We start from the raw sequence: 11,396 nt of genomic DNA on the forward strand, positions 1-11,396 counted from the left end.
ATTTTTACCTCTATCTCCCGATTTTGTCATTGAATTAATGTCTCCTAGTGACAACATAGAAACTGCTAGGAAAAAAATGCAAGAATATTTAGATAATGGGACTCGTTTAGGTTGGTTAATCAATAGAAAAACTAGAGAAGTAGAAATTTATCGTCAAGGACAGGCAGTAGAAATTTTAACCAATCCAGAGAGTTTATCGGGGGAAAATATTCTGCCAGAATTTAGTTTAAATCTTACTTTGATTTGGTAAGCCAATTTAATTTAGGGAGTGATTCAGAAGTACTGATTGCCGCTTAAGGCTTTGCTTTGTTAGGCATTGTATTCATAGACAAAATACCAAACTTCAGTTTTAAGGAAGATAGTCATAATCAAGGATTTCTTCAAGGGTGAAGGGTGATTCAATCGGGAATAAATCAGCAGCAAGTTGATACTTTCTGACAGTATCCTCTCTGGCTGCTTGGTAACAATCTATCCAGATTTCAGGAATCAATCTTCTCAGACTTGGACTCTCTTTTAATAAGCGTTGAACTTGTCTGCGTTGTTCAACAACTGTGCTGCGCCACCCCTGAACATTTGTTTCCTTTTCAGTTAGCCAGTAAGTCAATTTAAGCAGATGTTCTGCAATGACGGTTAAGGGACTTTCTAGTTCTCGTTTTTCACTCCTTCCCATCGTTTCAATTTCTTCGATTAAATTTTCTAAGTCTAATTTTTCAAAACGATGTTCTTTGAGCAAGTTAGCGGTTTCTTGTAACCATCCGTAGAAATCTTCTTGATAAAGACTTTTACCTGACGAGACTAAAGACTTTTCGATGCTCATTTGATGATGACCTAGAAATATGATAGAGCAATCGGCGATTCTTACCACTGTTGCCTCTTGCCTGTTGCCTATTGCCTGACTTCTGCCAGAAGTCTAATATCCTAGTATTACTCCTGAAAACATCAGAGCTTTAAATTTAAGCTAAAATTGGGTAAAACATCTTCACCCGACAAATCAGTGGGATTTTCTAATATCTCCACTTCCTTTGCTTGACGATAAATTTCAACTTGCCGATTCTGGGGATCGATTAACCAGCCTAACCTTGCCCCATTTTCCCTATATTCGAGCAGTTTTTTCTGTAATTTGTCAAGACTATCAGATTCAGACCGCAATTCGACCACAAAATCGGGACAGAGGGGAATAAATCCTTTTTTCTGCTTAGGGGTTAAAGATTCCCAGCGTTCTCGACTCACCCAAGATAGATCGGGAGAACGAATCGCCCCATTTGGCAGTATAAATCCAGTGGAAGAGTCAAACCCGACTCCTAAAGCTTCATTTTCTTCGCACCAGCGAAACAATTGTCCTGTTATACGAAAATTTCGCTGTCCTGATTCGCCACCTGTCGGGGGATTCACGATTAATTCTCCTTGGGCTGTACGTTCTAATTTTAAGTCACGGTTGACCATAGCAAGGGCTTCAAACTGTTCAAGGGTGATCGAGAGAGCGATGGCGCTAGGAATTTCTAAGGAGAGGGTTTCGGGTGAGGTAGTAACTGCTAACATAATCCTTTGATCAGGTGCAACTCATATATACTATTAAAGATTATTTGTCAAGTTTCTGCTCAGACTTCTTTAGCTTGCGCTGACCAAATTCCCCAGGTTTTTCGGAAGCTTCCACCTCGATCGGGCGGTTTGCTGTAAATAACAGGTTACAATAGCGAATAATTAACTAAATTTACCTAAAAACCATCGATCGTGTTCTACGCTATTGATTTCGGAACCAGTAATACCGTCATTACTCGTTGGAATGGGGCGACAAATAGGGCAGAAACCGTCAAATTATCGGAGTTATCCCAACAAATAGCCGACAATCCCCCCCTAATTCCCAGTTTACTCTATATTAAATCAGCCAATCCCCTGCAAGTAATTGCTGGTCAAGCGGTACGGGATCGGGGTTTAGATATCGATCGAGATCCGCGTTTTTTTCGTCGCTTTAAACGAGGTATCGGGGCAAAAATTCAAGGATTTTTACCAGAATTAGAGGAAACTGTCCTCAGTTTCGAGGGGGTTGGTCAATGGTTTCTTGATAGCATCATCGACCACTTAAAAAACACCACCCCGGAAACCCCCCAATCTCTAGTTTTAACCGTCCCCGTCGATAGTTTTGAAAGTTACCGCAATTGGTTAAGCAATGTTTGTCAGGGGTGGGAAATCGAACAAATTCGACTAATTGATGAACCCACGGCCGCCGCTTTGGGTTATGGAACCATTGGGGATCAAGTGATTTTAGTGGTAGATTTTGGCGGTGGCACTCTCGATCTTTCTTTGGTACAATTAGATTTAGATAATCCTCAAAAAAATCAAGGTTTTATTCTCAAGTGGGGAGAAAAACTTTTAGGCAATAATTCTGCCCAAAAAACTAAACTAGCGAGAGTTTTAGCCAAGGCGGGGACAAATTTAGGGGGGTCAGATATCGACGATTGGATTGTCGATTATTTTGCCCAAAAGCAATCTTTAGCGAAAACTTCCCTGACTACTCGTCTAGCAGAAAGATTAAAAATTAAACTTTCTTCCCAATTAACCGCCGAGGAGGTATATTTTGATGAGGAAAATTTCGAGAGTTACGAGTTAAGCTTGGATCGAGAACAATTGACCGATATTCTCCAACAACAAAACTTTTTTAATCAATTAGATGATTTAATGACGGGAGTTTTGCAACAGGGAAGACGCAATGGAGTTGAAGTTAGCAATATCGATGCGGTGTTATTAGTCGGGGGAACCGTACAAATTCCGGCGGTAAAAGATTGGGTGCGACAGTATTTTGATAGTAGTAAAATTAAAGAGGATCGACCCTTTGAAGCGATCGCTTTGGGAGCGTTACAATTAGCCCAAGGTTATCAAGTCAAAGATTTTCTTTATCATAGCTACGGCATTCGTTACTGGAATCGTCGCAAAAATGCCCACGCTTGGCATCCGATTATTAACTCTGGACAACCCTATCCTATGGAAAAACCCGTGGAATTAGTCCTGGGTGCTTCCGTGGACAATCAACCCAGCATTGAATTAATTATCGGCGAATTAGGCACGGAAAGGGGGGCAATGGAGGTCTATTTTGATGGTGATAAATTAATTACTCGTTCCCTCGGTAATGGAGAAACTAGCGTCCAAACCTTAAATGATCGCGAGGGGGCCCGATCGATCGCTAAACTCGATCCTTTAGGTTTTCGGGGTAAAGATCGCATTAAAGTGCAGTTCTGGATTGATGATCAGTGTTTTCTGCGGATTAATGTGGAAGATTTACTCAGTCAAGAATTGTTACTAAATAATCAAATCGTCACCAAATTAAGCTAGGATTTGATTCACCTAAAAATCAAGTGCAGACTCATAGTAAGTTTGCACTGATATTATCGCAATATTCTGTTTTACCGGTGGCTTTATCGACTGTGATCGCGCACGGGGATCGGGATTAGTTCGGGTTCGGGTTCGGGTTCCGGACCAAAAACACTCTCGATCAGTTTGCGCGCCCATTCTCTCAACTTGTCTATCACTTCATCTAAATAGTCCATTGACCAAATGGCTCCTTTGAGATACTAGCTATGAGTTTTCGTCGATTGATCCCCGCAACAGCCACGCAAAAGCTTGATTCTAGAGAATTCTAACTAATTTTCATCGTTTGGCTGTTAAATCTGACGAACGGGGGAATCTATATCTTGTATTTATATTAAGCTTAACATAAGTTTTTAGTCTGAGTATATATTCTTGGCAATTCTTTTTTAAGACATTATTAATAAATTCCGGCGTAGGCGATCGAGGGCGGTATAGGCACTAATCTGGCGAATGGTCAAGCGATCTCGATTTTCTCCGAAACGATGCTCTGATACAGTCACTTTTCCCTCAGGACTGGCTAAACCGATATAAACTAGGCCCACCGGTTTCGTCTCGCTGCCTCCTCCTGGTCCGGCAATACCCGTGATACTGATCCCCCAATCCGTAGCGAGGCGTTTTTGCACTCCTAGAGCCATCTGTTGGGCGACAATCTCGCTTACAGCCCCGAAATTATTTAAATCCCCTTCATTTACGTCTAAGAGGGCAACTTTTACCCGATTATCGTAGGAAATAACCCCACCCCCAAAATAATCGGAACTGCCGGCGATTTGGGTGATAATTTCCCCTAATCCCCCTCCAGTACAGGATTCTGCCACACTCAAAGTTTGTTTTTGCTGCCGCAAAAGTTCTCCCACTACCGAGGGCAAAGTTTCGTTATCAGCACCAAAATAATCTAATCCGGCGATTTCCTTAATTTCCGTCGCTACCGGTTCAATTACCTGCAAAGCAGCCTCTAAAGAAGGGGCTTTGGTCGCAATTCGCAAACGCACTTCGCCTAAACTAGCATAGGGGGCAACGGTGGGATTAGTCAGATCAAATAAATGGGCAACTTTTTCCGCTAAAGCTGACTCACCGATACCGCGAAATTTGAGGTAACGACTATAAATCCTCTCTTTGCCCCATCCTTGACTTTCTAGGTAAGGAATCGCCGTTTCTACCCACATTCTCTTCATTTCTGAGGGTACTCCGGGGAAAGTGAGAATAGTTACGTTAGCCTCTGGTTGCCAGATCATGCCGGGGGCGGTTCCGGTGGGATTTGGCAAAAAATCGGCTCCCATGGGTATTAAAGCCTGTTTACTGTTACTAGGAGGCATTTCTCGCCCTAAACTCGTAAATTTAGCCTCGATTTCTGCTAAAATCTCCTGATCTTCTCTGAGGGACGTTTGGAAAAAATCGGCGATTGTTTCTGTGGTTAAATCGTCGGGAGTAGGTCCGAGTCCGCCGGTAAAAATTAAAATTGAAGAACGTTCTCGGGCAATAGCGATCGCTTTTTTCAGTCTTTCTACATTATCCCCCACCACTGTTTGATAATAATGGGGAATGCCTAATTTTGCCAATTCTAGGGCTAAATATTGGGCGTTAGTATTAACTATATCCCCTAATAATAATTCCGTTCCTACACAAATAATTTCAGCGGCCATAATTTTTAACAATTAGCTTAAGATTTTCAATTTTAATCATCAACTGATCTCCTGTCACCATCGTTCGATCGGGTTTCGGTAACGATGGTCATGGAAGTTAACAATACCAGTGCGCTCCAACATTATACCAGTAAGCTATCAACAATCAAGGTCTTTTATATTAAATGCCACTTTGTTGCTGAACACCCCATATATGATTCTGGGTAGTGATTCGATAGTAGTGGTAGTCTAATGTGGAGAATCACCTATGGGCTATCTGGTACTTTATCCATGACTATAATGCCCAATTAGCAAGGTTTGAGCTATCACCACGACAATAAAATCACTACCTATTAGCAAACGTAAAATCAGCGTACTATTCCCCTATATAACAATAATTGCTCATAATCAAGCATAACAAAGTATTGCCGATCATCACCTCTTCCTTCCTGCTATCAAAAACCCCACCAAAATCATCTAAAATTAAAATGTCCACTAAATAATAAAATTCTATGACTCGCTGGTTTAATATTGCAGGTCCCTGTAAAGACGATATCCACTATATGCTCTCTCCCACAGTACGATTACCAGATTTAGAGGAGCTAATTCAACAACGTAGTTACTTTGTCCTTCACGCACCACGACAAACAGGGAAAACCACCGCAATGTTAGCTCTAGCACAACAACTTACTAATACAGGAAATTATGCAGCAGTCATGGTGTCAGTGGAAGTAGGAAGTGCATTTAATCATGATCCTGCTGCCGCAGAATTAGCAATTTTAGGAACTTGGTATAATAAAATTGAGGATAGTTTACCGACCGAATTACAACCAGCTGCTAAACAATGGCAACAGGAAGAACCAGGAAATAGAATTAAGGCTTTTTTAAGAGGTTGGTCAAAAGCGATAAACCGACCTTTAGTATTATTTATAGATGAAATTGATTCTTTACAAGACCAAACATTAATATCAGTTTTACGACAGTTAAGAGATGGTTTTCCTAATCGTCCAGAAAATTTCCCGACCTCAGTAGGATTAATTGGTTTACGAGATGTGCGAGATTATAAAGTAGCATCTGGTGCTAGTGATAGATTAAATACATCTAGTCCTTTTAATATCAAAGTTGCTTCTCTGACTATGCGAAATTTTAATCTTGCAGAAGTGGGAGAATTATATCAACAACATACAGCAGCAACAGGACAAATTTTTACACCAGAAGCAATAGAAACATCTTTTGATTTAACTCAAGGACAACCTTGGTTAGTCAATGCTTTAGCTAAAGAAATTGTAGAAAAAATGGTAAAAAATAGAAACATTGCTATTACTAAAGAACACATTTTAACAGCCAAAGAAATATTAATTGCACGTCAAGATACTCATTTAGATAGTTTAGCAGAACGGTTAAGAGAACCAAGAATTCAAGCCATTATTGAAACGATGTTAGCAGGTTTAGAATTAGGAAATATACCTAATGATGATATTCAATTTGTCATTGATTTAGGATTATGTAAAATGCACCCTTATGGAGGATTAACTATTGCTAATCCCATTTATCGGGAAGTTTTACCCAGGGTATTAACTGTGACACCAATGGCTTCTTTACCCATGATTGCACCGACTTGGTTAACCCCAGAAGGTGAATTAAATCTAGCTGCTTTATTAACAGCATTTCTCAAATTTTGGCGACAACAGGTCGAACCATTATTAGGTAGTACGGGATATCATGAAATCGCTCCACATATTGTATTAATGGCTTTTTTACATCGTGTGGTTAATGGTGGGGGAGTTTTAGAAAGGGAATATGCAATTGGTAGTGATAGAATGGATTTATGTCTGAGTTATAAAGATGTAATTTTAGGGATTGAATTAAAAGTATGGCGGGATAAAAAACGCGATCCTCAAGCTGATGGAATTGAACAATTAGAATCTTATTTAGGGCGTTTGGGGGTAGATTTTGGTTGGTTATTTATCTTTGATAGGCGGAAAAATGCTTTACCAATGGAAGAAAGGTTATCAACTGAGGTGGTGGTGACGGAAAATCAATATAGAATTACTGTGATTCGGGCGTGAGTGTTTCCAAAACTCACTGTTTGTGTTACATTGCATTAACGCACCCTACAGGATTAACTTTTAGAATTTTTGCTAAACTAGAAATAGGTAGAAAACAAGGAAATATAAAGTTATGACAGTTGCTAATTCATCACTTTCTCAACAATACATACTTGATATTGAACTAGAAGGACGTTTAACTTTACCCCAAGAAATCCAACAAATTCTTAATTTAGAATCTGGAGATAGATTAATCTTAACTCTGGAAGATAGCGGCACACTCCAATTAGTCAGCCTCAAACAACAAGTTAAAAAATTAAGAGGTTTATTAAAAGATAAATCACCTGATAGAAATTTAGTAGATGAACTTATTCAAGAACGCATACAGGAGTATTTAAGTGAATAAATCTGTGTTAGATGCTGCTGCCTTTTTAGCTTATCTTAGAGACGAACCAAGAGCAGAAATTGTAGAAAATGCCTTGATTAATAGGTGTTATATCAGTATTATTAATTGGGTAGAGGTATGATCAAAAATTGTTGATTTAGGAGAATCTCCAGAGGAAGTTATTAAACGATTGAGAGGTGAAAGATTATTAGAGAATAGTCTAGAAATTATTGCTTGTAATGACGATAAAAAAATGGAGGAGCACCTTGGGGCTGTTTGGTGCTTTATCGAAAAAATCGGGTCTAAAACCGCGCCTTAAGGCGAAAAGTTTTTGGAGCGGGGCATAAATCCCCGTTACAAAAGCGGCCTCCTGCCGACCGCCTCCGTTAACTGACTACAATTCTAAAGCTTCGTAGATGTATAATTTATTCAAAAAACCGACGGTGCTGAAGTGATAACTAGGTAAAGGGGGAGGGAACCATAATTCCGTTTGATAAACGCTGAAAATGACAAAATTCTTTCTAGTGGTGTTAGTTGCGATCGCTTCTTGTAAAAAAGGATGACCCGTATCCACCAACATTTTACAGTAACCCCGCAAGAGAGCCTGCACCTCGATGGAAGCTTGCGCCCGAGCGCAGACATTATCCTTAAGATAGCTAGTTAGCCTCTGGGAAGCGTATTGTTCGTAATCTTGACGATTGGGGTTAGTTGTCAGCAATATCCCCGCAATTCCCCCTAAAACCACTCCTAACACCATTCCCCCTAACCGCGCCAATTTCATAAGCTCTCAAATCATCACTCACTTACCCTAACCATAGCCCGAATTAGGATAAAAAACCTGTTGTCAACGATTCGTTTTCTGGTATAGTAGATATGTGTAAGGCGAGCGTAGCCAAGTGGTTAAGGCAGTGGATTGTGGTTCCACCACTCGGGGGTTCGAGTCCCCTCGTTCGCCCTCTTTTTAAGGATCGCTGCTGTTGATTAGGCTTTGAGGAGAACGGTCAATGTGTTGGCTAAACCGTATTTGAGGCAATTGAGCAAATTTTCGGTTCCAGAAATGAGCCAACGGCGAGTAATTACAGATAATTTTTCCCTTGCCTTTCCCCGTTCCCCCTTTCGAGACTGTGAATTTAATTTTGTCCAACTACTGACAGGTTAAGACGGCACTGGAGAAGCTCAGTAGTGATAACGTGATAGTTTAGATCTGATCGGTAATGTGATGTGAGGAAAATAATGACCAGAGTAAATCCGAAGTTAATTATTCATGGGGGAGCGAGTTCCCTAGAGGACAAAGGTGGTTTAGAATCAGTCCGCGATTCTCTCCGGGGGATTGTTAAGAATATTTACAACCTCCTTGACAATGGTGCTAGTGCTGTGGAGGCGGTGACAAAAGGATGTATGTTACTGGAGGATGAACCGCGATTTAATGCCGGGACCGGTTCGGTGGTGCAATCGGACGGTCAGGTGCGAATGAGTGCAGCCTTGATGGATGGTCGTCACCAGCGTTTAAGCGGTGTCATTAACGTCTCGCGGGTACAGAATCCCATTAGCCTAGCCCAATTTCTCCAAAGTCAAGAGGATCGCATTCTCTCGGAAATTGGAGCGGCAGATCTGGCCAGAGAATTACAAATTCCCCTCTATGATCCCCTCACCGATTATCGGATTCAAGAATGGATGGAGGAAAGAAAGACGAATTTTAACCGTAAAATGGCCCGTTTATTCGCCGACTCGTCAGCGCAACGGGGAACTATCGGGGTGGTGGCCCTTGATCAGCAAGGAGACATCGCCGCCGGAACTTCTACCGGGGGTAAGGGACTAGAAAGAATCGGTCGCGTTAGTGACAGTGCCATGCCGGCCGGCAATTATGCGAATCCATGGGCAGGAGTAAGCTGTACGGGGGTCGGGGAAGATATTATCGATGAGTGTTTAGCCGCTAAGGTGGTCATTCGCGTCACCGATGGTTTTTCCCTCGCCGCTGCCGTGGAGAAATCCATGCGCGAATCCCAAACTAATGGTCGGGATCTGGGCATGATTTCCCTTGATCGTCAGGGGAATATTGTTTGGGGGAAAACGGCGGAAATTCTCTTGGCTGCCTATCACGACGGTCAGGCGATCGGTGATACCCTAGAATGGCACGGTGAAAATGTGGGTTTAATCGGTCAAGTAGCCGTCGGATAGGGGAACAAACTGCGATCGAGCCTAGTCTTTTCAGTTAATCTGTACAAGATACTTCTTCTCGAAAATCTCCGTGTGGCAATATATTATTCCTATTTTTGACCCCGATGTGAAAAACTGGTCAGCCGAAGCGCGATTATTGCGCTGGATGACTTTTTTGTGGCTGTCAGTCGGGTTAGTGGTGCTTTTTTCCGCTTCCTACGCTCTGGCTGACAGTCGCTTTGATAACGGACTATACTATTTTATACGCCAATTAATCTGGCTTTGGATTGGCTTAATTGGCTTTAATTTCCTGGTGCGATTGCCGATCGAGAAACTCCTCAAAATCGCACCCTGGATGATTTTATTAGTTTTAGGATTAATTTTGATCACTCTTATCCCCGGTTTGGGAACTAATATCAACGGTGCCACCCGTTGGATTAAAATCGGGCCGATTCTCTTGCAACCGTCGGAATTTATGAAACCGTTTCTCGTCCTGCAAGGGGCGGCGGTTTTTGGTGGTTGGCCGCGTTTAAATGTCAATCAACGGTTAACTTGGATCGCTATTTTTGGGCTAATTCTAGCGGGCATCCTCTTACAACCTAACTTGAGTACCACTGCTCTTTGCGGTATAACTCTCTGGTTGATCGCTCTTGCCTCCGGTCTGCCTTTATCCTACATGACCAGCACCGCTTTACTGGGTTTAACTATGGCCGTGGTTAGTGTTACTTTCCGCGAATACCAGAGAAAACGGATTTTGTCTTTCTTAAACCCTTGGCAGGATCCCCGGGGTGATGGTTATCAATTAGTGCAGAGTTTACTGGCGATCGGTTCTGGCGGAACCACCGGCAGCGGTTACGGTTTATCCCAACAAAAATTATTTTATCTACCCTTCCCGGATACGGATTTTATTTTCGCTGTCTTTGGCGAGGAATTTGGTTTTATTGGCGGTATTTTACTGTTAATCATGCTATTTCTCTACGCTACTCTCGCCCTGATCGTGGCGGTTAAATGTCGTCATCGCATCAAAAAATTAGTGGCGATCGGGGCGATGGTAATTTTAATCGGTCAATCCCTGTTAAATATCGGTGTGGCCACTGGTTCTTTACCCACTACCGGCTTACCTTTCCCTCTCTTTAGTTATGGCGGCAGTTCCAGTTTAGCCAGTCTCTTTTTAGCCGCCCTCTTAATCCGCGTGGCTAGGGAAGAAAATGACCCCGATCCGGTTCCCACCAGTAAAAAAAGTCCTCAGAAAATTGTCTCGGTTTTCACTCAATATTAGATTTATTCAGCAAGCTCTAATTAGGGTCTGCTGAATAAATCTAAAAACCTTGTTGGGTAAGACTTTTAGACTTTTTTGACCTCAAAAAGTGCCGACCTTTGGAGTGATTGAGGGGAAAATTGGGGGACTTTTTCCCTGAAAATTAGGTAATTGACCAGGTGAAAATGGGTAAAACCCCATCCCCCATCCCCCAACCCCCAACCCCCAACCCCCACCGAAAAACTTTTTGCCGCAAACCCTAAGTAATTATGCCAGTTAAGAAAGCGGCACGCTTAACCTTTTCCTAACCCATAAATTACTATATATTTTAGTTGTGTGAGGAGTGAGAAGAAAGCAAAGTCCTTGGGGTCGAAACACGGCAAGACTCCCAGGGGCTTTTTCATGTCTAGGGAACACTTGTCAGTCTTGACATCCTCGCCGCCCTAAAAGTGCGGCGATTCCTAAACCTCACGATTTAAGTTTCTGCTTCAACCACCGTTGCATACCACGGTTAAAAAACCATGTACTGTCTTACACAAAGTCCACAGACTTTCGCGACCTTTCAG

The 11,396-nt window shown here is 41.9% G+C and carries 10 protein-coding genes and 1 tRNA gene; 7 read left to right on the plus strand and 4 right to left on the minus strand.

The annotated features are described in order from the left end of the window. On the plus strand, positions 1-250 hold a 250-nt coding region (locus IM319_RS02955), incomplete at its 5' end, for a Uma2 family endonuclease (protein WP_287734576.1). A gap of 99 nt (positions 251-349) precedes the next feature. Here IM319_RS02955 and IM319_RS02960 read toward each other — a convergent pair. Then, complete coding sequence (locus IM319_RS02960) at positions 350-817, minus strand: DUF29 domain-containing protein (protein ID WP_287686308.1); 468 nt, start codon at positions 815-817, stop codon at positions 350-352. 122 nt (positions 818-939) lie between these two features. After that, positions 940-1,539, minus strand: a complete 600-nt coding sequence (locus IM319_RS02965) for a Uma2 family endonuclease (RefSeq protein ID WP_287734578.1) — start codon at positions 1,537-1,539, stop codon at positions 940-942. A gap of 192 nt (positions 1,540-1,731) precedes the next feature. Between IM319_RS02965 and IM319_RS02970 the strand changes: the two genes are divergently transcribed. Then, on the plus strand, positions 1,732-3,327 hold the full coding sequence (locus IM319_RS02970) for an Hsp70 family protein (protein WP_287077706.1): 1,596 nt from the start codon (positions 1,732-1,734) through the stop codon (positions 3,325-3,327). A gap of 422 nt (positions 3,328-3,749) precedes the next feature. Here IM319_RS02970 and IM319_RS02975 read toward each other — a convergent pair whose 3' ends face one another. Next, positions 3,750-5,003, minus strand: coding sequence for a competence/damage-inducible protein A (locus IM319_RS02975; protein ID WP_287734579.1), 1,254 nt, complete (start codon positions 5,001-5,003; stop codon positions 3,750-3,752). Between the two features lie 491 nt (positions 5,004-5,494). Between IM319_RS02975 and IM319_RS02980 the strand changes: the two genes are divergently transcribed. Beyond that, on the plus strand, positions 5,495-7,051 hold the full coding sequence (locus IM319_RS02980; RefSeq protein WP_287734581.1) for an AAA-like domain-containing protein: 1,557 nt from the start codon (positions 5,495-5,497) through the stop codon (positions 7,049-7,051). A 112-nt stretch (positions 7,052-7,163) separates the two neighbouring features. Continuing rightward, positions 7,164-7,436, plus strand: coding sequence for an AbrB/MazE/SpoVT family DNA-binding domain-containing protein (locus IM319_RS02985; RefSeq protein ID WP_287734583.1), 273 nt, complete (start codon positions 7,164-7,166; stop codon positions 7,434-7,436). 373 nt (positions 7,437-7,809) lie between these two features. On the opposite strand, the gene IM319_RS02990 is transcribed toward IM319_RS02985, so the two are convergent. Then, entirely contained in the window at positions 7,810-8,196 is a 387-nt protein-coding gene (locus IM319_RS02990; protein WP_286824992.1) for a DUF4359 domain-containing protein, read from the minus strand. 101 nt (positions 8,197-8,297) lie between these two features. On the opposite strand from IM319_RS02990, the gene IM319_RS02995 reads away from it, so the two are divergent. The 3 genes from IM319_RS02995 to IM319_RS03005 all read left to right on the plus strand — a co-directional run bounded on the left by IM319_RS02995 (position 8,298) and on the right by IM319_RS03005 (position 10,851). Next, a tRNA-His gene (locus IM319_RS02995) sits at positions 8,298-8,370 on the plus strand. A 278-nt stretch (positions 8,371-8,648) separates the two neighbouring features. Further along, complete coding sequence (locus IM319_RS03000; protein ID WP_287079715.1) at positions 8,649-9,593, plus strand: isoaspartyl peptidase/L-asparaginase; 945 nt, start codon at positions 8,649-8,651, stop codon at positions 9,591-9,593. Positions 9,594-9,663: 70 nt separating this feature from the next. Then, positions 9,664-10,851 (plus strand): FtsW/RodA/SpoVE family cell cycle protein, encoded by a 1,188-nt coding sequence (locus tag IM319_RS03005; RefSeq protein ID WP_286824990.1) that lies wholly within the window; start codon positions 9,664-9,666, stop codon positions 10,849-10,851. Positions 10,852-11,396: the final 545 nt, after the last annotated feature.

The organism is Microcystis sp. M113S1 (assembly GCF_020246945.1).
GTDB lineage: Bacteria > Cyanobacteriota > Cyanobacteriia > Cyanobacteriales > Microcystaceae > Microcystis.